General features: G+C 62.3%; 21 protein-coding genes and 2 pseudogenes. 9 read left to right on the plus strand and 14 right to left on the minus strand.

Annotated elements, in window-relative coordinates; all coding sequences use genetic code 11:
- Positions 1-33: 33 nt before the first annotated feature.
- Positions 34-1,125 carry a calcium:proton antiporter gene (locus K1567_RS12890; protein WP_034111618.1) on the minus strand — a complete coding sequence of 364 codons (1,092 nt, stop codon included), beginning with the start codon at positions 1,123-1,125 and terminating at the stop codon, positions 34-36.
- A gap of 193 nt (positions 1,126-1,318) precedes the next feature.
- Here K1567_RS12890 and K1567_RS12895 point away from each other — a divergent pair, with 193 nt between their 5' ends.
- Entirely contained in the window at positions 1,319-2,272 is a 954-nt protein-coding gene (locus K1567_RS12895) for an adenosine deaminase (RefSeq protein ID WP_047881371.1), read from the plus strand.
- A 49-nt stretch (positions 2,273-2,321) separates the two neighbouring features.
- Here K1567_RS12895 and K1567_RS12900 read toward each other — a convergent pair whose 3' ends face one another.
- The 3 genes from K1567_RS12900 to K1567_RS12910 all read right to left on the minus strand — a co-directional run bounded on the left by K1567_RS12900 (position 2,322) and on the right by K1567_RS12910 (position 5,547).
- Positions 2,322-3,692 carry an MFS transporter gene (locus K1567_RS12900; protein ID WP_034095728.1) on the minus strand — a complete coding sequence of 457 codons (1,371 nt, stop codon included), beginning with the start codon at positions 3,690-3,692 and terminating at the stop codon, positions 2,322-2,324.
- Positions 3,693-3,793: 101 nt separating this feature from the next.
- A complete protein-coding gene (locus K1567_RS12905; protein ID WP_034095727.1) occupies positions 3,794-4,483 on the minus strand; it encodes a helix-turn-helix transcriptional regulator in 690 nt (229 codons plus the stop codon).
- Positions 4,484-4,617: 134 nt separating this feature from the next.
- Positions 4,618-5,547, minus strand: a complete 930-nt coding sequence (locus tag K1567_RS12910; RefSeq protein WP_034095726.1) for a LysR family transcriptional regulator — start codon at positions 5,545-5,547, stop codon at positions 4,618-4,620.
- A gap of 104 nt (positions 5,548-5,651) precedes the next feature.
- On the opposite strand from K1567_RS12910, the gene K1567_RS12915 reads away from it, so the two are divergent.
- The 3 genes from K1567_RS12915 (at position 5,652) to K1567_RS12925 (ending at position 7,302) form a co-directional block, all read left to right on the plus strand.
- A complete protein-coding gene (locus tag K1567_RS12915) occupies positions 5,652-5,945 on the plus strand; it encodes a putative quinol monooxygenase (protein WP_099312888.1) in 294 nt (97 codons plus the stop codon).
- 24 nt (positions 5,946-5,969) lie between these two features.
- Positions 5,970-6,983: a zinc-binding alcohol dehydrogenase family protein gene (locus tag K1567_RS12920; protein ID WP_034095724.1), complete on the plus strand. Its 1,014-nt coding sequence runs from the start codon at positions 5,970-5,972 to the stop codon at positions 6,981-6,983.
- A gap of 145 nt (positions 6,984-7,128) precedes the next feature.
- Positions 7,129-7,302, plus strand: a complete 174-nt coding sequence (locus K1567_RS12925) for a hypothetical protein (protein ID WP_167389858.1) — start codon at positions 7,129-7,131, stop codon at positions 7,300-7,302.
- 9 nt (positions 7,303-7,311) lie between these two features.
- Here K1567_RS12925 and K1567_RS12930 read toward each other — a convergent pair whose 3' ends face one another.
- Both K1567_RS12930 and K1567_RS12935 read right to left on the minus strand, forming a co-directional pair.
- On the minus strand, positions 7,312-8,505 hold the full coding sequence (locus K1567_RS12930; protein ID WP_034111610.1) for a multidrug effflux MFS transporter: 1,194 nt from the start codon (positions 8,503-8,505) through the stop codon (positions 7,312-7,314).
- Between the two features lie 85 nt (positions 8,506-8,590).
- On the minus strand, positions 8,591-8,782 hold the full coding sequence (locus K1567_RS12935) for a heavy-metal-associated domain-containing protein (protein ID WP_034095722.1): 192 nt from the start codon (positions 8,780-8,782) through the stop codon (positions 8,591-8,593).
- A 148-nt stretch (positions 8,783-8,930) separates the two neighbouring features.
- On the opposite strand from K1567_RS12935, the gene K1567_RS12940 reads away from it, so the two are divergent.
- The 3 genes from K1567_RS12940 to cueR all read left to right on the plus strand — a co-directional run bounded on the left by K1567_RS12940 (position 8,931) and on the right by cueR (position 11,977).
- Complete coding sequence (locus K1567_RS12940; protein WP_034095721.1) at positions 8,931-9,311, plus strand: hypothetical protein; 381 nt, start codon at positions 8,931-8,933, stop codon at positions 9,309-9,311.
- Between the two features lie 66 nt (positions 9,312-9,377).
- The gene (locus tag K1567_RS12945) at positions 9,378-11,579 is read left to right on the plus strand and encodes a cation-translocating P-type ATPase (protein ID WP_220698548.1); all 2,202 of its coding nucleotides are present in this window, start codon (positions 9,378-9,380) and stop codon (positions 11,577-11,579) included.
- Complete coding sequence (cueR, locus tag K1567_RS12950) at positions 11,576-11,977, plus strand: Cu(I)-responsive transcriptional regulator (RefSeq protein WP_034095719.1); 402 nt, start codon at positions 11,576-11,578, stop codon at positions 11,975-11,977. Before K1567_RS12945 ends, cueR begins: the two co-directional genes overlap by 4 nt.
- 760 nt (positions 11,978-12,737) lie before the next feature.
- Here cueR and K1567_RS12955 read toward each other — a convergent pair.
- Positions 12,738-13,637 carry a PA4780 family RIO1-like protein kinase gene (locus K1567_RS12955; RefSeq protein ID WP_034095704.1) on the minus strand — a complete coding sequence of 300 codons (900 nt, stop codon included), beginning with the start codon at positions 13,635-13,637 and terminating at the stop codon, positions 12,738-12,740.
- 135 nt (positions 13,638-13,772) lie between these two features.
- Complete coding sequence (locus tag K1567_RS12960) at positions 13,773-15,050, minus strand: acetyl-CoA C-acetyltransferase (RefSeq protein ID WP_034111606.1); 1,278 nt, start codon at positions 15,048-15,050, stop codon at positions 13,773-13,775.
- 117 nt (positions 15,051-15,167) lie between these two features.
- Between K1567_RS12960 and K1567_RS12965 the strand changes: the two genes are divergently transcribed.
- Positions 15,168-16,520, plus strand: coding sequence for a 3-oxoacyl-ACP reductase (locus K1567_RS12965; RefSeq protein WP_034095702.1), 1,353 nt, complete (start codon positions 15,168-15,170; stop codon positions 16,518-16,520).
- A gap of 2 nt (positions 16,521-16,522) precedes the next feature.
- Positions 16,523-17,371, plus strand: a complete 849-nt coding sequence (locus K1567_RS12970; protein ID WP_040266019.1) for a MaoC/PaaZ C-terminal domain-containing protein — start codon at positions 16,523-16,525, stop codon at positions 17,369-17,371.
- A gap of 14 nt (positions 17,372-17,385) precedes the next feature.
- Here the strand turns inward: K1567_RS12970 and K1567_RS12975 are convergent.
- From K1567_RS12975 to K1567_RS13000, 6 genes and pseudogenes are all read right to left on the minus strand, one after another.
- Positions 17,386-17,565: pseudogene (locus K1567_RS12975) on the minus strand (response regulator); the annotation flags it as partial.
- 67 nt (positions 17,566-17,632) lie between these two features.
- A complete protein-coding gene (locus K1567_RS12980) occupies positions 17,633-18,190 on the minus strand; it encodes a DUF4136 domain-containing protein (RefSeq protein ID WP_034095700.1) in 558 nt (185 codons plus the stop codon).
- Between the two features lie 45 nt (positions 18,191-18,235).
- Positions 18,236-18,838 (minus strand): DUF4136 domain-containing protein, encoded by a 603-nt coding sequence (locus K1567_RS12985; protein ID WP_220698549.1) that lies wholly within the window; start codon positions 18,836-18,838, stop codon positions 18,236-18,238.
- Between the two features lie 24 nt (positions 18,839-18,862).
- Positions 18,863-19,612 (minus strand): methyltransferase domain-containing protein, encoded by a 750-nt coding sequence (locus tag K1567_RS12990; protein WP_213548655.1) that lies wholly within the window; start codon positions 19,610-19,612, stop codon positions 18,863-18,865.
- Positions 19,605-19,913: a MazG-like family protein gene (locus K1567_RS12995; protein WP_034095697.1), complete on the minus strand. Its 309-nt coding sequence runs from the start codon at positions 19,911-19,913 to the stop codon at positions 19,605-19,607. The genes K1567_RS12990 and K1567_RS12995 overlap by 8 nt, the downstream gene beginning before the upstream one ends.
- A gap of 161 nt (positions 19,914-20,074) precedes the next feature.
- Positions 20,075-20,260 (minus strand): annotated as a pseudogene (locus K1567_RS13000) (hypothetical protein); the annotation flags it as partial.
- Positions 20,261-20,319: the final 59 nt, after the last annotated feature.

Below are 20,319 nucleotides of genomic sequence, written 5' to 3' on the forward strand. Positions count from 1 at the left end.
CCCGGCGTCCTCACCAACCTTACGCTGCTGCGCTTACAGGCCCAGCAGCGACAACATGATAAACGTCGCAAACAGCACAAAGTGGGTCATCCCTTCGATGGCGTTTGTTTCGCCATCGTTGAGGTTGATCGCGCTGACGATCAGCGTGATAAACACCATCACGGTTTGCACGGGGGTCATTGCCATCTGGAACGGCTGGCCGGTGTAGAGCGCCATGGCCTCCATTACCGGCACGGTCAGGATCACTGTTGACAACGAAGCACCCAACGCGATGTTGACCACCGACTGCATACGGTTGGCCAACGCGGCGCGCAATGCCGTCAGAATTTCCGGCGCCGCCGAAATCGCCGCCACCACAATCGCCGTCACTACCGGCGGCGCGCCCGTGCCTTCCAGGCCAAGGTCGAGAGTCTTGGACATGACCTCTGCCAACGCACCAATCACCACCACACCGAACACCAAAGTGCCAATGGAAAACGCCAGGCTGACCGGCGGCGCTTCCGCGTCTGCCGGCAACTGCTTACGGCGTTTTTCCGGGTAGCTGTAACTGAAGAAGTAACTGTGCGGCCCCACCTGCATCCTCAGGAACAAGGTGTACAGCACCACCATCGCGCCGATGGTGAAGGCCGAGTAAATTTTCCAATCGCCTCTGGGGATAAATTCCGGCACCACCATCGACACGCCCATGGCGGTGAGGATCATCACGCTGTAGGTCCGCGCCGAATCGTCGTTGTAGGACTGTTCGCCATGCTTGATCCCGCCCATCAGCGCAGCGAGGCCAAGGATGCCGTTGATGTCGAGCATCACCGCCGAGTAAATGGTGTCGCGCACCAGGGTCGGTGAAGGTTCGTTACTCATCATGATCGCCAGGATCACCACCTCCACCAGCACGGCCGCGAGGGTCAGGATCATAGTGCCGTAGGGGTCGCCGACTTTTTCCGCCAGTTGCTCGGCGTGGTGGGCTACACGCATCGAAGCCATCACGATAAACGCGATCAGCGCCAGCCCCGCGAGCAGCGCCACCATTTGCCCGCTGTGCAGCATCCAATGCTCCAACGGATAGGCGGCGATGGCGGCAATCAGCGCCAGCAGCATGAATTTTTCTTGCTTGAGGGATGTGAGCATTCCGGGCCTTTTAATGCGGCAAATCAGTCATTGATGGGGTACAGACTGCGCCACGCCGCTAACGTTTCGTTACACCTTAGTTCACGTCGCCCTTGCGCGAATAAAACGAATACTCTCCTGCTGGTCAGGTTTTGCCGATTATTTCAGCCATGGCCTGTAGAATGCGGCGATTGCACCTGATGAGAATTTAGACATGTACGATTGGCTCAACGCCCTGCCCAAGGCCGAACTGCACCTGCACCTGGAGGGTTCGCTGGAGCCTGAGCTGCTGTTTGCCCTGGCCGAGCGCAATAAAATCGCGCTGCCGTGGAACGACGTCGACACCCTGCGCAAGGCCTACGCCTTCAATAACCTGCAAGAATTTCTCGACCTGTACTACCAGGGCGCCGATGTGCTGCGCACCTCCCAGGATTTTTACGACCTTACCTGGGCCTACCTGCTGCGCTGTAAAGCCCAGAACGTGATCCACACCGAGCCGTTCTTCGATCCGCAAACCCACACCGATCGTGGCATCCCGTTCGAGGTGGTGCTGAACGGCATCGCCGCCGCGCTCAAAGATGGCGAGCAGCAATTGGGCATCACCAGCGGTTTGATCCTCAGCTTCCTGCGCCACCTGAGTGAAGCAGAAGCCGAGAAAACCCTGGACCAGGCCCTGCCGTTCCGCGATGCGTTCGTGGCCGTTGGCCTGGACAGCTCGGAAATGGGCCACCCGCCAAGCAAGTTCCAGCGCGTGTTCGATCGCGCACGGCATGAAGGCTTCCTCACCGTGGCACACGCCGGCGAAGAAGGCCCACCGGAATACATCTGGGAAGCCCTCGACCTGCTGAAAATCCAGCGTATCGACCACGGCGTGCGCGCCATCGAAGACGAGCGCCTGATGCAGCGCATCATCGACGAGCAAATTCCGCTCACCGTGTGCCCGTTGTCCAACACCAAGCTCTGCGTGTTCGACGACATGGCCCAGCACAACATCCTCGACATGCTTGAGCGGGGCGTGAAGGTGACGGTGAATTCGGATGACCCGGCGTACTTCGGCGGTTATGTCACCGAAAACTTCTATGCACTGTATGAATCACTGGGCATGACCCAGGATCAGGCCAAACGCCTGGCCCAGAACAGCCTGGATGCGCGCTTGATCAAGCCGTAACGAAAGAAGGGAGGGTGCTTGCACCCTCCCTTCTTTTGCGCAGCGGTTTTCAGGCTTCGGCCAACTCTTCCAACGTTTTGCCCTTGGTTTCCATCCCAAATACCCACACCACCAGCGCCGCCACCGCAAAACATAGCGCGCCCAAGGCAAATACTCCGCCCTGCCCGGTCACCGGAAACACCAGCCCGGTCACCAACGGCCCCAGCAACGAACCGACCCGGCCAATCGCCGAGGCAAACCCGGACCCGGTCGCCCGCGCCGACGTGGGGTACAACTCCGGCGTGTAGGTGTAGAGCACCGCCCACATGCCAAACAAAAAGAACTGCATCAACAGCCCCGTGGTGATCAGCAAGCCGACATTGCCGCCAAACACCGCACTCTGCCCATACAGAAACGCCATCAAGCCGCCACCGAGCAATGTCACCACACACACCGGTTTACGCCCCCAGCGCTCGACCAACCAGGCCGCCATCAAAAAGCCGGGGATCCCGCCCAAGGAAATGATCACCGTGTAGTACACCGATTGGGTCACCGCGAAACCGGACTGCTGCAACAGCGCGCTCAGCCACGAGGTCAGCCCGTAGAAACCGAGCAGGGCAAAGAACCAGACGCTCCAGATCATCAGCGTGCGCTGGCGATACTGCGCGGACCACAATTGCTGGAATGCCGAAAAGAAATTCCCCGGCACGCTCTGCACCCGTGGCAGGCGAATCGGTTCCGGCAAGTCGGTGCGGCCCAGGGAGGTACGCACTTTGTTCTCGATCCCAATCAGCACCTTGTCCGCTGCGTCATGGCGGCCGGCCTGTTCCAACCAGCGCGGCGATTCGGGGATGAAAAAACGGATTGCCAACACAAACACCGCCGGCACCGCCAACACCAGGAAGATGTCACGCCAGCCGATCACCGGCAGCAGGAAATACGACAGCACCCCCGCCGCCACAAAGCCCAGCGGCCAGAAACCATCCATCAACGCGATATAGCGCCCGCGCGCCTTGGCCGGGATCAGCTCGGACAGCATCGATTGCGCAATCGGAAACTCCATGCCCATGCCGATCCCCAGCAGGATACGAAACAGCGTCAATGTCTCCACGGTCTGCGCCGTGGAACACAGATAGCTGGCCAAGCCCCACAGCACGATGCTCCACTGAAACACCGGCTTACGCCCGAAGCGATCGGCGAGCATCCCGGACAACGACGCCCCCACCACCATGCCGAAAAAACTCGAACTGGCGAGCAACCCCGCCTGGGCGGTGCTCAGCCCGAACTCGGTTTTGATCGAGCCCAACAGGAAGGTCATCATCGCAAGATCCATGGAGTCAAAAAAAAACGCCAAGGCAATGATGATAAAAATCACTCGGTGGTAACCGCTGATGGGTAACCGTTCGAGGCGTTCCGCTGCGCTAAAACCTTGCATACCCATGCCACACCCCCAGTAAGAAAAGCCCGAGGACGAGTGTGCGGCATGCTTTTTCCAGATTTTTGCTGGATGCGACCTGATTAAAACTCTCAACGACGCCACGACTATTCAGGCGCAGCCAGGCGGTCGATTTCCTGCTGCCCGATCTCACTGACCTGTAGCGCCTGGGAATCATTGATCAGGCTGACCCAGTTCGATTGCAGAAACAATTGCAGCAACCCCGCCCCCAGCGCACCGCCCAAGTGCGGATGCTGCTGACTCCAGTCGAAACAATCGCAGGTCAGCGGCGAGCTTAGTGCCTGGGTGAAAATGCCCAAGTTCGCCAGTTGCTGGGCCCCCTTGACGGTGACATCGGTGCGTTGTTCATAACGCTCGATCCACCTCGCCTCCATCATGCGCTCGTACAACCCCGCCGCCAGCTCGCCGCCGAGATGGCCGTGACACAGTCGCGCCCGACGCAGTGACGGCGGCGCCAACAGCGTCGGTTCCGGCGAACAGGGCGCGGCACGGGCGGCACTGGCCAGGGTGGTACTGGCCAACGCATCGATGGCGAGGCTGACATCGGCGGCGGCCACCCGAAACAGACGCTTGCCACGCCGCGCCTCGGCCCGTAGCAAGCCACTGCCGGTGAGCCGCGCCAAATGCGCATTGGCCGACGCTGGCGAGAGCCCGGTCAACCTGGCGAGTTCTTCTGAAGTCTTAGCGGAGCCGTCCATCAAAACCCAAAGCATGGCGGCGCGTTTCGGCTCGGCGAGCAAGCCGGCGATCTGACTGATACAAGGTGCTGCTTCCATCGGTTCACTCCCTGTTAAATCACTTTTCTGCTGCGGTTGGCGCCAAAGTATAGGTGCGCCATGGGCCGGTTCCGCGGCGTCTGACAGCGCGAATAGGGACAGAACATGAGTGAAATTTCTGGCTGTGGTGGAGGCTATTGCCCAGCCCCTGCTGGCTCCGGCATTTGCGCGGTCAAGTTCGCACAACGGGTGACCAGCATGTCCCGCAGCAAGTTGACGGGTTTGCTCAATTGCGCCCGGTGGGCACACAGCAGATTGAGCGGTGTGGGCTCGCCGCGCAGCTCTGGGAGGATCAAGCGCAGGCGCCCGGCGAGCACGTCGGTGCTCACATCCAGCCAGGATTTGTAGGCAATGCCCACCCCGGCCACCGCCCAGCGCCGCACCACATCGGCGTCGTCGCTGAAACGGTCGCCGCTGACCGTCAGACTGATGTCGCGCTTACCGTCGCGAAACGCCCAATGGTCATGCACGCGGCTACCGAGCATGTACAGCAGGCAATTGTGCTGAGCCAGTTGTTCCAGGTGACGGGGTTCGCCGTGACGCGCCAAATAACTGGGGGCGGCGCATAGCACACGCACGTTGCTCGGCGCCACGGGCAGCGCCACCAGGCTGGAGTCCTCGGGTTCGCCGTAGCGCAGGGCGATATCCACCGGTTGGCGAAACAGGTCGGCGATTCGATCACCCAACAACAGGCGCACGTTGAGCTGCGGATGTTCACGCTGGAACTCATCCAGCCAGGGCAGTAATTGGTTACGGCCAAAGTCCGACGGTGCCGAGAGTTGCAGCACGCCGCTGACATGGTCCTGACCGCTGGCCAGCAAGCGCCGGCCCTCATCCAAGGAACCCAACGCAGCTCGGGCATACTCCAGAAACCCTTCGCCCTCGGCGGTCAAGCGCAGGCTGCGGGTGGAGCGCGCCAGCAAACGCGCGCCCAACTGCTGCTCAATGCGCTTGAGCGCCGCACTGGCCACCGCCGGCGACAGGTCCATCACCCGCGCCGCTGCCGACAGGCTGCCCAAGTCCGCCGCTCGTACAAACAATTGCAAATCATCGAAGCGCAGCATTATCAAAATTCCGTTGAAACAGCCCTCTGTTTTAGCCGCTTTTATGATGGCGGGAAATAGCCAATCATCAGCCCACCCCGTGTTTAACGTGCCAGGAGTCGCTTATGTCCGCTGCCTTTAACGTGATCGCCACGCTGATCGCCAAACCTGGCCAACAGGCCGCCCTGGAAACCCTGCTGCGCAGTCTGCTTGAACCCACACGCCGTGAAGACGGCTGCGAGCAGTACGACCTGCATCAGGACCAGCAACACCCCGGGACCTTCTACATGCTCGAACGTTGGCGCGACGACGCAGCCCTGGCCGCCCACGACCAGAGTGCGCATATCCAGCACTTCCGCGCCGAGGCGGCGCAGGTACTCGAACATTTCGAACTCAAACGCCTGAATTTTCTCGCCTGATCACCGCTATTTTCCGGAGCCTCCATGAAAGCCATTGCCTACTACGCGTCACTGCCCATCAACGATCCCCTGTCCCTGCAAGACATCGAATTGCCGGCCCCCGTCGCCGGCCCCCGCGACCTGCTGGTAGAAGTCAAAGCCATCTCGGTCAACCCGGTGGACACCAAAGTGCGCCAGAACGTCGCCCCCGAACACGGCGCTGCCAAGGTGCTGGGCTGGGACGTCGCCGGGGTGGTCAAGGCGGTCGGCAGCGACGTGACCCTCTTCAAAGCTGGCGACAAGGTGTTCTACGCCGGCTCCCTGACCCGCCCGGGCGGCAACAGCGAACTGCACACGGTGGACGAACGCATCGTCGGGCATATGCCCAAGAGCCTGAACTTTGCCGAAGCCGCCGCGCTGCCGCTGACCGCTATCACGGCCTGGGAACTGCTGTTCGAGCGCCTGCAGATTCGCGAGGGCAAGGAAGATGAAGGCCAGAGCCTGCTGATCGTCGGCGCCGCCGGCGGTGTGGGTTCGATCCTCACCCAACTGGCCCGGCAACTGACGGCATTGAAGGTGATCGGCACCGCGTCGCGCCCGGAAACCCAGGCATGGGCCAAAGCACTGGGCGCCCATCGGGTGATCGACCACAGCCAGCCGCTGAGCCAAGCCTTGCAACAGGCCGGCGAAGCGCAAGTGACCCATGTCGCCAGCCTGACCCAGACCGAGCACCACCTGGATCAGTTGGTCGAAGCGCTGCAACCTCAGGGCAAGCTCGCGCTGATCGACGACCCCAAGGCACTGGACGTCAGCAAGCTCAAGCGCAAGAGCCTGTCGCTGCATTGGGAGTTTATGTACACCCGCTCGATGTTCGAGACGCCGGACATGATCGAACAACACCACCTGCTCAATCGCGTGGCTGAACTGATCGACGCCGGCACGCTGGAAACCACCGTGGGCGAGCACTTCGGTGCGATCAACGCGGCCAATCTGCGTCGGGCTCACGCGTTGCTGGAGAGCGGCAAGGCCAAAGGCAAGATCGTGTTGGAAGGTTTCTGAAACAGGTCTGTAGGCGTCGTCTGTTACTCGTGTGAGTGATGGACGACGCCGCTAGTCAGACAGTTGACCTTTGTCATATTTGCGAGCGCATTCGGGTTTATATTGGCCGCCTTTGCCACGATTCTTTTACGTGAGGAAGTCAGCAATGAAGATCCTGATAAAAGCGTTAGCAAAATCTCAATGGGAGGTCCGTCTGGACCAGAGAACCATTACCTTCCGCAGTGAAGCCGAGGCCCGCGCCTTTGCCGAGACCCTGCAAGCGCGCATTCAGGCGCCGCACAATTTCCGGGTCAACCAGCAGCGCGCCGCCGCTGGCTGACCCCCTCGGTCAGCCCTGCGCCTGCACGGCCCTGGCCCGTTGCAGGCGCAGGGTCGACATGGCCACTGTCACCGCCAATAGCCCGCACAAGCTGATGACCATCGCCATCGGCATCGCTGTGCCATCGTGCAACGCCCCCACCAACGACGCCGCCCCCGCCGCCACGCCGAACTGAATACAACCGAGCAATGCCGAAGCACTGCCGGCCCGCGCGCCTTGCCCCGCCATAGCACAGGCCGAGGTGTTAGGCAGTATGCAACCCAGGCTGGCGATACAGATAAACAGCGGTATCAGCAGAGGCCACAACGCTTGGGTGCGCAGCGCAGCCACTCCCAGCAGCGTCAGCGCCGCCGCCACGTACACCCACACTGTGCGCGACAGCAAAAATGCCGGGCCACGTTTGGCTAACAGTCGGGCATTGAGCTGGGCCACCAGGATAAAACCGGCGGCGTTGGAGCCGAACACCCAGCCGTAATGCTCGGCTGGCACGCCGTAGAGTTTGATAAATACGAAAGGTGAACCGGCGATGTAGGCAAACATTCCGGCAATCGACAGCGCACCGGTGAGGGCATAGCCGAGGTAGACCCGGTCCGACAGCAACCCGAGATAACGACGCAGCGAGCCGGACAATGGCTGGCGCGGTTGGTGGGCCGGGAAAGTTTCCGGCAACCCTACCGCCACGGCGACTGCCGCCATCACGCTAAAGATCGACAACGCCAGGAAGATCGACTGCCAGCCCCACAACCCCACCATCAAGCCACCGGCCAGCGGCGCGAGGATCGGCGCCAAGCCGGTCACCAGCATCAGTTGGGAGAACACTTTGGCCGAGCCCACGGCATCGCATTTGTCGCTGACCACCGCGCGGGAAATCACCATGCCCGCGCAGCCACCCAGGGCTTGTACAAAGCGCGCGCCGATCAGCCACTCCAGGGACGGCGCAAAGGCACAGGCGAAGGAGGCCAAGGTAAACAGGGTAACGCCGCTGAGCAGCGGCCCGCGCCGACCGAAACGGTCTGCCAGGGGGCCGTAGATCAATTGGCCGATAGCCAGGCCAGCGAAATACACCGCCAACGTCAGCTGGATATGTTTTTCATCGGTGGCAAACGCGGTGGCCATCGCCGGAAAACCCGGCAAGTAAAAATCGATCGCCAGTGGAGCGAAGGCGCTCAGGGCACCCAGGATCAGAATTATGCGAAGGTTCATCAGGCACCCAAGTGAGTCGGCAGCCCGACAGTCTAGCCGTGCTTGGGTGCCTTGAACATTACGATAGCTCGCTAACTATTAAATTTCAGACGACGCTGTAGCCTTCCTCCTTGATCAGCCCGGCAATCGCTTCACGGCTCAGTTGGCTCTGCACGCTGACCTGCTTCGCCGCCAGGTCCACCTTCACTTCGGCTGTCGGGTCCTGGCTCTGTACCGCTTGGGTCACCGCTTTGACGCAATGGCCGCAGGTCATTCCTTCCACAGTGAATACTTGCATGACATGACTCCTTTGATGAGGTTGGACCCAGTCTCGACCTTGCCACGATGGCAAGGTCAAGTTCCTGAGAAATCGGCCGGGCTGGTATTCGGCGGCCACGTCGGCCAAGCTTCAACTTTCTCAAGCTGTGAACCACGGAGTACTCGCCATGCGCTGGTCGTTTTTTGGCCTTGTGGGCCTGATGAGCTTGTCTGCCGCCGCGCCCCAGGCCCTTGCCGCAGAAGACTATGCGGTGCTGATCATTTCCCGGGAACGCCTGGAAGTGCCGACCAATTGCGAGATTGGCCTGTACCTCAACGACCAGTTGGCCGGCCGGCTGTTCCAGGAGCAGTCCACCTCGTTCAACTTGCCGGCGGGTAACCTGTCGTTACGCCTCAAGTTGCTGCCGGGCCAGGCGCCGGGCTGCTTGCCGGGTCTGCTGGCACCGCCGGCGCAGAACATCACACTGAAGGCCGGTGACGTACGCAAACTGCGGATCGCCCAAGGCCCGGACGGCATGTACCTCAAGCCTGCGGCATTGGAATACTGAAGGCGCTTGACCTTACCCACAGGACAAGGTTGATCCTAGGGGCCACTTCTCTTGGAGGATTGCCCCATGAATGGAACCACCACCTTTGACCTGCCCATCGGCGGTATGACCTGCGCCAGTTGCGCCGGGCGTGTCGAGCGCGCGCTGGGCAAGGTGCCGGGGGTGCAGAGCGTCAGCGTCAACCTGGCCAATGAACGTGCCCACGTCGAAGTCCTCGGCCAGATGGACCCCAGCGTGCTGATCGCCGCCGTCGACAAGGCCGGTTACAGCGCCAGCCTGCCGCAGACCGAAACCCGCACCGCCGCCGATCAAGCCCAGCGCCTGCACCGCGAGCGCTGGGCCTTGCTGTTGGCCATCGTGCTGGCGCTGCCCCTGGTGCTGCCGATGCTGGTGCAGCCGTTCGGCCTGCATTGGATGCTACCGGCCTGGGTGCAATTCGCCCTGGCCACCCCGGTGCAATTTATCCTCGGCGCGCGCTTTTACGTGGCCGCCTGGAAAGCCGTGCGCGCCGGGGCGGGCAATATGGATTTGCTGGTGGCCATCGGCACCAGCGCCGGTTACGGCCTGAGCCTGTACGAATGGCTCAACGCCCCCGCCGGCAGCATGCCGCACCTGTATTTCGAAGCCTCCGCAGTGGTGATTGCCCTGATCCTGCTGGGCAAATACCTGGAAAGCCGCGCCAAGCGCCAGACCGCCAGCGCCATCCGCGCCCTGGAAGCCTTGCGCCCCGAGCGTGCCACCCGCGTGCGCGATGGCCATGAACAAGAGGTGGCGATCAACGCCCTGTCCCTCAACGATATGGTCAGCGTCAAACCCGGCGAACGCTTCCCGGTGGACGGTGAAGTGATCGAAGGCCAGAGCCATGCCGACGAAGCCCTGATCAGCGGCGAGAGCTTGCCCGTGCCGAAACAACCGGGCGATAAGGTCACCGGCGGCGCCATCAACGGTGAAGGCCGCCTGTTGGTGCGCACCACCGCGCTGGGCGCCGAGAGCGTCCTGGCGCGGATCATCCGTTTGGTAGAAGACGCCCAGGCCGCCAAGGCGCCGATCCAGAAACTGGTGGATAAAGTCAGCCAGGTGTTTGTGCCGACCGTGCTGGTGCTGGCGCTGATCACGCTGGTGGGCTGGTGGCTGTACGGCGCGCCGTTGGAAACCGCCATCATCAATGCGGTCGCGGTGCTGGTGATCGCCTGCCCATGCGCCCTGGGCCTGGCCACACCCACCGCGATCATGGCCGGCACCGGCGTCGCCGCGCGACACGGCATTCTGATCAAGGACGCCGAGGCCTTGGAACGTGCCCATGAAGTCAGCGCCGTAGTGTTCGACAAGACCGGCACCCTCACCTCCGGCACGCCAAAAATCGCGCATATGATCGCGGTGGATGGCGATCAAGCCCAACTGTTGCAACAAGCCGGCGCGCTGCAACGCGGCAGCGAGCACCCATTGGCCAACGCAGTGCTGGAAGCCTGCGCCGAACAGGGGCTGAACGTTGCCGATGTCAGCGCCAGCCAATCCCTGACCGGGCGCGGTATCGCCGGCACCCTCGATGGCCGGCCACTGGCCTTGGGCAATCGCCGCCTGCTGGAAGACAGCGGCCTGAACCCTGGCGATCTGACGCAAACCGCTCAGACCTGGGAGGCCGAAGGTCGCACGTTGTCCTGGTTGATCGAGCAAGGCGCGCAACCGCGGGTGCTGGGGCTGTTCGCATTTGGCGACACCCTCAAGCCCGGTGCGTTGCAGGCCGTGGGGCAGCTCACGGCTCAAGGCATCAGCAGCCATCTGCTCACCGGCGACAATCGCGGCAGTGCGCAGGTGGTGGCGCAGGCGCTGGGCATCGACGATGTGCATGCCGAAGTGCTGCCCGCCGACAAAGCCGCCACCGTCGCCGCGCTGAAAAAAACCGGCGTGGTGGCGATGGTCGGCGACGGCATCAATGACGCCCCGGCCCTGGCGGCCGCCGATATCGGCATCGCCATGGGCGGCGGCACCGATGTGGCCATGCATGCCGCCGGCATTACCCTGATGCGCGGCGATCCGCGCCTGGTGCCGGCCGCGCTGGAGATCAGCCGCAAGACCTACGCCAAGATCCGGCAGAACCTGTTCTGGGCCTTTGTGTATAACTTGATTGGCATTCCCCTGGCGGCCTTCGGCCTGCTCAACCCAGTGTTGGCGGGCGCGGCGATGGCGTTGTCCAGCGTCAGCGTAGTGAGCAATGCCTTGCTGTTGAAAACCTGGAAACCCAAGGATTTGGAGGATCGACACCCATGAACATCGGCCAAGCCGCGCGTCAGAGTGGCCTCAGCGCCAAGATGATTCGCTATTACGAATCCATCGGCCTGCTGAAAGCGGCTCACCGCACCGACAGCGGCTACCGCGTGTACGGCGCGGAGGACCTGCATACGTTGGCGTTTATCAAACGCTCGCGGGATCTGGGGTTTTCACTGGAAGAGGTCGGCAAACTGCTGGCCCTGTGGCAAGACCGCCACCGCGCCAGCGCCGACGTAAAAGCCTTGGCGCGCCAGCATATCGACGAGTTGAATCAGAAGATCCTGGAACTGGGCCAACTGCGCGACACTTTGCAGGACCTGGTGGAACACTGCCAAGGCGATGACCGGCCCGATTGCCCGATCCTCAAGGAGCTGGCGTCCGGCTCTTGCTGCTCCTAAGGCCATACGCAAAACCAATGTGGGAGAGAGCTTGCCCGACAGCGGTGGATCAGCCAGCCGTTGCGGTGACTGAAACGCTGCCATTGGGGCATAGATATCTTCAAGTCTTAAAGGCGGACACATAACGCTGTGGTGAGCAGGCTTGCCCTGCGCTGGGGCGCGAAGCGGCCCCTCTCCGCACACTGCGGCGTATCAGGCCAAACCGGTTGTCAGGTTTTAGGGCCGCTTCGCAGCCCAGCGCAGGGCAAGCCTGCTCACCACAAAAACCTCAATTTCTCAGGTTATGTTTTCTACCGAAGGTGTGTAGATACCTGTGCCGCCGGGGGCAAGTCGAATCGTTGCACCGCCCCTCCCACCTGTTGATCTGCATGCAGCCGCAGAATATTGCATCCCAATGAGGGAGAGAGCTTGCCCGACAGCGGTGGATCAGCCAGCCGTTGCGGTGACTGAAACGCTGCCTTCGGGGCATAGATATCTTAAAGTTTTAAAGGCGAACACATAACGCTGTGGTGAGCAGGCTTGCCCTGCGCTGGGGCGCGAAGCGGCCCCCTCTCTGCACACTGCGGCGTATCAGGCAAAACCGGTTGTCAGGTTTCAGGGCCGCTTCGCAGCCCAGCGCAGGGCAAGCCTGCTCACCACAAAAAATCTCACTTTCTCAGGTTATGTTTTCTACCGAAGGTGTGTAGATACCTGTGCCGCCGGGGGCAAGTCGAATCGTCGCACCGCCCCTCCCACCTGTTGATCTGCATGCAGCCGCAGACTATTGCATCCAAGGCGGCGGTGGCGGTTCGTCGGGGACTTTGCTCGACGGCGCGTCATCCGCCGCCCGAATCGCCTGGCGACGCTCTTCATCGAGCCGCGCCGCTTCGATCTCGCGGATCACACCACCCACGTCCGCCAGTTCTTCCGGCTCGTCGAATTCACCGGTCAAGACGCTGCCAGGGTGCAAGGTGCCGGCTTCATACAACGCCCACATTTCCTTGGCGTACTTGGTCTTTTTCAACTCCGGGGCGAAGCGCCCGAAGTAGGAAGCCATGTTGCCCACATCCCGCTCCAGCATGCTGAATGCGTGGTTGTTGCCCGCCGCATCCACCGCCTGGGGCAGGTCGATGATTACCGGGCCGGTCGGCGTGAGCAGCACGTTGAACTCGGACAGGTCACCGTGCACCAGGCCGGTACACAGCATCAGCACGATCTGGGAAATCAGGAAAGCGTGATACTCGCGGGCTTGATCCGGCTCCAGCACCACGTCGTTCAGACGCGGGGCGGCATCGCCATACTCATCGGCCACCAGCTCCATCAGCAGCACGCCTTCGAGGAAGTCATACGGCTGCGGCACGCGCACACCGGCACCGGCTAAGCGGAACAACGCCGCGACTTCGGCGTTCTGCCAGGCGTCTTCGGTTTCCTTCTTGCCGAACTTTGAGCCCTTGGCCATAGCGCGGGCCTGGCGGCTGTTACGGACTTTACGGCCTTCCTGGTATTCGGATGCCTGACGAAAACTTCGTTTGTTCGCCTCCTTGTAAACCTTGGCGCAACGCAATTCGTTGCCGCAGCGCACCACATAAACAGCTGCTTCTTTCCCACTCATGAGTGGGCGCAGCACTTCGTCGACCAGACCGTCTTCGATCAGGGGTTCAATGCGTTTAGGAGTCTTCATCAGCTTTTATTGTGGGTCCTTTGTTACCAAATACGCGTATGGCACTCGTTATACGGCAATCGGCTCGCGGGTGGGAGAGGCGACTGATCTTTGCCCGTTTAAGAATGCAACCAATAGGCCAATTCCGGGGCGCCGTTAACGCTCAATGATCGCGCTCACCCCTTGCCCGCCGGCGGCGCAGATCGAGATCAGCCCACGGCCCTTGCCCGCCGTCTCCAACAACTTGGCCAAGTTGGCAACAATGCGCCCGCCGGTGGCGGCAAACGGATGCCCCGCCGCCAGGGAGCTGCCTTTGACATTGAGTCGGCTGCGGTCGATGGCGCCCAACGGCGCGTCGAGGCCCAGGCGGGTCTTGCAGTAATCGGCATCTTCCCAGGCCCTGAGTGTGCACAACACTTGGGCGGCGAAGGCTTCGTGGATCTCGTAGTAATCGAAGTCCTGCAGCGTCAGACCGTTCCTGGCCAGCAGGCGCGGAACCGCATACACCGGCGCCATCAGCAAGCCTTCGGCGCCGTTGACGAAATCCACCGCAGCCGCTTCGCCATCGCGCAGGTAAGCCAGGATCGGCAGGCCACGTTCCTGAGCCCACGCCTCACTACCCAGCAGCACCAGGGAGGCGCCATCGGTCAGTGGCGTGGAATTGCCGGCGGTGAGGGTGCCCTTCTCGCTGCGTTCAAAGGCCGGTTTGAGGGCGGCGAGTTTCTCCAGCGTCAGGTCGGGGCGTAGGTTGTTGTCGCGAGTCAGGCCCAAAAACGGCGTGATCAGATCGTCGTGCCAGCCTTCGGCGTAGGCGGCGGCCATTTTCTGATGGCTCTCAAGGGCAAGTTGGTCCTGTTCGGCCCTGGGGATCTGCCAGGTCTGGGCCATCAATTCGCAGTGCTGGCCCATGGACAGGCCAGTACGCGGTTCGCCATTGCGCGGCAGCTCAGGCTTGAGGTGATGGGGACGAAGTTGTAACAGGACTTTTAATTTATCCGCCATCGACTTACTGCGATTGGCCTGCAGCAGGATCTTGCGCAACCCCTCATTCACACCGATCGGCGCGTCGGAAGTGGTGTCCACGCCGCCGGCAATGCCGCATTCGATCTGGCCCAGAGCGATTTTGTTGGCCACCAGCAGCGCCGCCTCCAGCCCGGTGCCGCAGGCTTGTTGGATGTCGTAGGCTGGGGTTTGCGGCGACAGGCGCGAGCCCAGCACGCATTCGCGGGTCAGGTTGAAATCCCGCGAATGCTTGAGTACCGCACCGGCGGCCACTTCGCCCAGGCGCAAGCCGTGCAGGTTGTAGCGTTCGATCAGACCTTCCAGGGCGGCCGTCAGCATCGCCTGGTTGCTCGCAGTAGCGTAGGGGCCATTGGAGCGGGCGAAAGGAATGCGATTTGCGCCAATGATCGCTACACGCCGCAATTGAGTCATGGAAAGCTCCCTGTGTGTGGTGGGCCGGCCGCCGTGGCCTGGAAGGATAAGCCTAGTCGAACGACTGCTACCCTGGGATGGTCAACCCTTTGAACCCCAGCCTTCGGAGAGCGTTCCATGTCTGACCGTTATATCGACTTCGCCAACTCCAGCCTCGGCCAGCGCCTGGTCGCCGCCATTGGCCTGCCGTCGCCGGGACGCCTGGAACGCTGGCAGGCCGGGCGCCTGCGGCCGGTCGAGGGCGCCTTGCTGCTCGGCGGCGGCGCACTGGCGGCCCAGGTGCTGCCGTTCGCCAACAAACTCACCGATGCCATTTACAGCTATGGCGCCGAACCGCTGGACGCCCCCACATGGATCCCCGGCCATGGCCCCAAGCTCAAAGCGGTGGTGTTCGACGCCAGCGGCCTGCAGCACACCGATTCGCTCAAGCAACTGCGCGAATTCTTTCAGCCGCTGCTGAAAAATCTCGACCATAGCGCCCACTTGGTGATTCTCGGCCGCGCTCCGGAAAGCCTCAGCGATCCGTTTGCCGCCAGTGCCCAGCGCGCCCTGGAAGGCTTCAGCCGCTCCTTGGCCAAAGAACTGCGCAATGGCGGCGTGTTGCAGTTGCTGTATGTCGGCGACGGCGCCGAGGCGCAACTGGAAGGCGCGCTGCGCTTCTTCCTATCGCCGAAGAGTGCCTACATTTCAGGCCAGGTGATTCGCCTGCAAGCCTGCGCTACCCCAGTGGAGGACTGGACCCGCCCCCTGGCGCGGCGCAAGGCCCTGGTCACCGGCGCCGCCCGTGGCATCGGCGCGGCCATCGCCGAAACCCTGGCCCGCGACGGTGCCGAGGTGATCCTGCTCGACGTGCCCCAGGCCAAGGCCGATCTGGAAGCCCTGGCCGCGCGCCTGGGGGCGCGCACCGTCATCCTGGATATCTGCGCCGAAGACGCCGCCACGCAGTTGATCGAACATCTGCCCGAGGGTCTCGACATTCTGGTGCATAACGCCGGCATCACCCGCGACAAGACCCTGGCCAATATGACCCCGGAATATTGGGATGCCGTGCTGGCGGTCAATCTGAATGCGCCGCAAGTACTGACCAAAGCCCTGCTAGACAGCGGCACACTGCGCGACAACGCCCGCGTGGTGCTGCTGGCCTCCATCAGCGGCATCGCCGGCAACCGCGGGCAAACCAATTACGCGGCGAGCAAGGCCGGTTTGATCGGCCTGGCCGAAGCCTGGGCGCCGTTGCTCAAGGCACGAGGCATCAGCATCAATGCCGTCGCGCCCGGGTTCATCGAAACCCAGATGACCGCGCATATTCCCTTCGCCCTGCGCGAAGCCGGGCGGCGCATGAGTTCGTTGGGCCAGGGCGGGTTGCCTCAGGACGTCGCCGAAGCCGTGGCGTGGCTGGGCCAGCCGGGCTCCGGCGCGGTCAGCGGGCAAGCCCTGCGGGTGTGTGGGCAAAGTCTATTGGGAGCGTGAGCATGCAGTGGCAGACCTTAAGCAACCGACCGTTCCTGCCGCCGCTGTATTGGCGTGCAGCGCTCAAGCGCAAGATCAGCGGCACCAGCCTGCCCGACCTGGGGTTGCGCTGCCGGGTCAGCGTCGATCCCAAGGCGGTGGCGGCCTATCGCAAGGTGTGCGGCTTTGCCGACAGCCCGATGCTGCCGGCCACTTACCCGCATATCCTCGCCTTCGGCGTGCAGATGCAATTGCTCACCGACAAAGCGTTCCCGTTTCCCCTGCTCGGGCTGATCCACTTGAGTAACCGCATTCGCGTGCACCGCCCCTTGGGCGGCGTGGGCGAACTGTGGATTGGCGTGCACGCACAGAACCTCAAGCCACACGCCAAAGGCGCGACGTTCGACCTGATCACCACCGTCGAGGACGCCCTCGGCCTGCTGTGGGAAGGCGAGAGCCGCATGCTGTGCCGAGGCGTGAAGCTGTCAGGCCCGGCAGAGGATGAGCCTCTGCCCACGCCCGCCCAGGTCAGCGAACTGACGCGCTGGAACGCCCCCAGCGACATCGGCCGCCGCTACGCACGGGTGTCCGGCGACTACAACCCGATCCACCTCAGCGCCCTCACCGCCAGACTGTTCGGGTTTCCCCAGGCCATCGCCCATGGTTTATGGAACAAGGCGCGCAGCCTGGCGGCCCTGGGTGAGCATCTGCCTGCGGCCAATATCGAACTGTTTGTGGAGTTCAGAAAACCGGTGCGGCTGCCCAGCGAAGTGCACCTATCGGCCAGCGCCGCCGGTTCTAGTGGCGAGTGGGTGTTAAACGGTGCGGGCGGGATTGAGCATATGGTCGGCAGGTGGCAGCCCATCGGCTGAGCACCGTTGGCCGCTCAAGGCTTGAACCCTGTGACGTGTTTGGGAAGCAGGCTGTTCAACGTATCGACCAGCCGCGCCAGATAGATCGGTTTGCGAAACAGGTCCAGCACTTGCAAGCGCAGCAAGTCGCTGAGTTCATCCATCTCGGCATGACCGGACATAACGATCACCGGCAAGTGCGAGCGGTCCGCGTGTACTGTCCGTAGGTCGGTGGAATGAAGACAAAGATACGGGGGCTGCCGCGCAGCCCCCGGTGATCGATCAGTGGGGCGGATAGCTGGAGAGGATGCGCGTGACCGTGGTGCGGATCGCGTTATTGCGGTCTTGCGGGTTCGGGGTGCTGCTCATCAGTTGTTCATCGCTGCCGCGCCACACCAGTTTGCCGTCCCTGCCGTCCAGCAGGTCGATCTGGATGGTCGCCACTTTATAGGTGACGCTGCGGGTTTCGTTGTACATCGGCGCGCCCCAATAGCCGTTCCATGGACCGCCCCAGGCGCCGCCGTAGTTGGTGGTGACTTGCTGCTGGCGGTCTTCGACGATCAGGTAAGCCTGTACGTTCACGTCTGCCTTGGCGCCGGCAGCGGCCGGGCGCAAGCCGCGCTGGTCAAGTTGCTCGCCGACGGCTTGGCGGATGCGCTGCTCGGTGAGGTCGCTTTTGATGCGCGGATCATCGGGGCGGTATTGCAGGGCGGGGTCTTTCCAAGCCCAACTGCGGTAAGCACCGAAGTCCCGGCTGGCATCGAAGTCGTGGTTGACTTGGCTGGTCTGGCAACCGCTCAGCAGCACAGCAAACGCAAGCGTAGCGATACGACGAAACATGGTGGTTCTCCAAAAAGCGGCAGACACGTTAAATGAGAATAGCGGTTAACGCGGCGGATACGCGGCCATGGCCTTTTGTACCGCCTGGCGCAGCGCATCGGCCCGCTCGCTGAGGCTGCCCTGGCTGCTGGTTTCCGCGCTGGCGCTCCACACCGGCTGGCCACTGCGGGCATCGAACAGGTTGATGCGAACCACCACCACTTGCACTTCATAGGTGCGCACCACCGGCACGCTGTTATAAATGCCGTAGCCTGGACCATAGCGGTTATAGCCGCCGTAACCATAGCCGTAATCATCCTGGACTTGGCGCAGGCGCTTCTCCTGGCGTACATCGGCGCTCACCAGCAGGTCCGCCGGGCGGTTGTCATGCAGCGGGCGCAGGCCGCGCTGGTCGAGGGCCCCGCTGACCGCTTCGGCGATCTGCGCCGAATCGGCCCACGCGGTGCCCGCCGGCAGTTGGCCATTGCGCCAAGCCCAATTGCGGTAAGCGCCGTAGTCACGCGCCGGCGCCGGGTAAGCGCTGGCATCGAACGTGGTGGCGGCCTGAGGCGGCGCCGGCGGGATCGGGGCCGAAGCGGCCACGTAAGGGTTGGGGCTGGAGCATGCTCCGAGCCCGAGGGACAGCAGGATCAAACACAGACGACGCATTTCGACCTCCGCAAACTGAACCGCTTAAACCGGACGGCAGATCCAGTGCAAATAACGCCCAAGTCCGGCAAAGCTTGGGTGACGACGATGAGCGAGCTCCATCTCGACAAGATCCTGCAAGGCGGCGCGGGCCTGGAACTCCACTGGCATATAGTCGTGGAACACCCGCACGCCACTTTGGCTTTCGACCTGCCACAACCCTTCGAGTTGCGCCGCCAGCTCTCGCGGGTCGAGGGGCTGTTGCGGAGTAAGGCTTTGCTTTTCGCCGGCCATGTCGTTCTTGCGCATTTTGCGGAAATGGCCTTTGAGCAGGTTGCGGTAGATCAGCGCATCGCGGTTGTAGAACGCCAGGGACAACCAGCCCCCCGGCGCGGTCAGCTGATGCAACACCGGCAGGATGGCATGGGGTTCGGCCAGCCACTCCAGCACGGCGTGGCACAGCACCAGATCGTAGGGTTCGGTGAGCTGGCCGAGCAGTTCCTGCCACGGTGCGTGAATGAAGATAGCGTTCTGTCCGGCTTCGGCGAAGCGTTGGCGAGCACCTTCGAGCATCGGCACGGCGGGTTCGGCCAGCGTCACCTGATGCCCACGCTCGGCCAGCCACAGGGACATATGCCCGAGCCCGGCACCGATATCCAGCACGCGCAAAGGGCGCTGCGGCAAGGCTTCGGCCAGGTCGGCCTGCAACACCGCCAGGCGGATCGCGCCTTTGGCGCCGCCATAGATTTTTTCGGCAAAGCGCGTGGCCAGTTGGTCGAAGTGACGGTCACTCATGGATAAACCGCCGTTCGCTATCGGCCAGTTTGGCGCGCACCACCTCGTTCATGTCCAGGCCCAGCTCACTGCACAGCAACAACAGATACAACACAATATCGCCGACTTCCTGGCCAGCGTGGGCGAGTTTGTCGGCGGGCAATTGGCGGGATTGGTCTTCGGTGAGCCATTGGAAGATTTCCACCAACTCGGCCATTTCCACACTGGCGGCCATGGCCAGGTTTTTCGGGCTGTGAAACTGTTTCCAGTCGTTGGTATCGCGGATGCGATGCAGGCGTTCGGTGAGATGTTCGAGGTTCATGGGGCGGGCTCCTGAAGGTGTATAGCTTCGGGGGGATGAGCGTTGAAGGCAAGTGAATCACCTGGGATGGCCTTCAGGCCGCCATCGGGGGCAAGCCCCCTCCCACACTTGAATGCATTCACATATTAAAAAGTGGGAGGGGGCTTGCCCCCGATGAGGTACTAATCCACCACGCTGAATTCAAGCCGGGCGGTTTGACCGGCTTCATCCAGCACACTGAGCTGATAGCGGCCCAAGCGCTCGAAACTGGCATTGATGCTGCCCTGGTTGGCACTGTCGCCCAGGGCCGATAGCTTCAACTGCAAAGCCTGCTGGCTGCCGGCCGGCAGGCGCAGTGGGTCGCCTTCAGGCCGCCATCGGGGGCAAGCCCCCTCCCACATTTGAATGCATTCACCTATCAAAAAGT

The organism is Pseudomonas sp. S5F11 (genome assembly GCF_019641515.1).
Classification (GTDB): Bacteria; Pseudomonadota; Gammaproteobacteria; order Pseudomonadales; family Pseudomonadaceae; genus Aquipseudomonas; species Aquipseudomonas rhodesiae.

What these genes read in the sequence shown, in the direction of transcription:
- K1567_RS12890 (WP_034111618.1), bottom strand. Translation starts at nt 1,125, where the DNA reads ATGCTCACATCCCTCAAGCAAGAAAAATTCATGCTGCTGGCGCTGATT.
- K1567_RS12895 (WP_047881371.1), top strand. Translation starts at nt 1,319, where the DNA reads ATGTACGATTGGCTCAACGCCCTGCCCAAGGCCGAACTGCACCTGCAC.
- K1567_RS12900 (WP_034095728.1), bottom strand. Translation starts at nt 3,692, where the DNA reads ATGGGTATGCAAGGTTTTAGCGCAGCGGAACGCCTCGAACGGTTACCC.
- K1567_RS12905 (WP_034095727.1), bottom strand. Translation starts at nt 4,483, where the DNA reads ATGGAAGCAGCACCTTGTATCAGTCAGATCGCCGGCTTGCTCGCCGAG.
- K1567_RS12910 (WP_034095726.1), bottom strand. Translation starts at nt 5,547, where the DNA reads ATGCTGCGCTTCGATGATTTGCAATTGTTTGTACGAGCGGCGGACTTG.
- K1567_RS12915 (WP_099312888.1), top strand. Translation starts at nt 5,652, where the DNA reads ATGTCCGCTGCCTTTAACGTGATCGCCACGCTGATCGCCAAACCTGGC.
- K1567_RS12920 (WP_034095724.1), top strand. Translation starts at nt 5,970, where the DNA reads ATGAAAGCCATTGCCTACTACGCGTCACTGCCCATCAACGATCCCCTG.
- K1567_RS12925 (WP_167389858.1), top strand. Translation starts at nt 7,129, where the DNA reads ATGAAGATCCTGATAAAAGCGTTAGCAAAATCTCAATGGGAGGTCCGT.
- K1567_RS12930 (WP_034111610.1), bottom strand. Translation starts at nt 8,505, where the DNA reads ATGAACCTTCGCATAATTCTGATCCTGGGTGCCCTGAGCGCCTTCGCT.
- K1567_RS12935 (WP_034095722.1), bottom strand. Translation starts at nt 8,782, where the DNA reads ATGCAAGTATTCACTGTGGAAGGAATGACCTGCGGCCATTGCGTCAAA.
- K1567_RS12940 (WP_034095721.1), top strand. Translation starts at nt 8,931, where the DNA reads ATGCGCTGGTCGTTTTTTGGCCTTGTGGGCCTGATGAGCTTGTCTGCC.
- K1567_RS12945 (WP_220698548.1), top strand. Translation starts at nt 9,378, where the DNA reads ATGAATGGAACCACCACCTTTGACCTGCCCATCGGCGGTATGACCTGC.
- cueR (WP_034095719.1), top strand. Translation starts at nt 11,576, where the DNA reads ATGAACATCGGCCAAGCCGCGCGTCAGAGTGGCCTCAGCGCCAAGATG.
- K1567_RS12955 (WP_034095704.1), bottom strand. Translation starts at nt 13,637, where the DNA reads ATGAAGACTCCTAAACGCATTGAACCCCTGATCGAAGACGGTCTGGTC.
- K1567_RS12960 (WP_034111606.1), bottom strand. Translation starts at nt 15,050, where the DNA reads ATGACTCAATTGCGGCGTGTAGCGATCATTGGCGCAAATCGCATTCCT.
- K1567_RS12965 (WP_034095702.1), top strand. Translation starts at nt 15,168, where the DNA reads ATGTCTGACCGTTATATCGACTTCGCCAACTCCAGCCTCGGCCAGCGC.
- K1567_RS12970 (WP_040266019.1), top strand. Translation starts at nt 16,523, where the DNA reads ATGCAGTGGCAGACCTTAAGCAACCGACCGTTCCTGCCGCCGCTGTAT.
- K1567_RS12980 (WP_034095700.1), bottom strand. Translation starts at nt 18,190, where the DNA reads ATGTTTCGTCGTATCGCTACGCTTGCGTTTGCTGTGCTGCTGAGCGGT.
- K1567_RS12985 (WP_220698549.1), bottom strand. Translation starts at nt 18,838, where the DNA reads ATGCGTCGTCTGTGTTTGATCCTGCTGTCCCTCGGGCTCGGAGCATGC.
- K1567_RS12990 (WP_213548655.1), bottom strand. Translation starts at nt 19,612, where the DNA reads ATGAGTGACCGTCACTTCGACCAACTGGCCACGCGCTTTGCCGAAAAA.
- K1567_RS12995 (WP_034095697.1), bottom strand. Translation starts at nt 19,913, where the DNA reads ATGAACCTCGAACATCTCACCGAACGCCTGCATCGCATCCGCGATACC.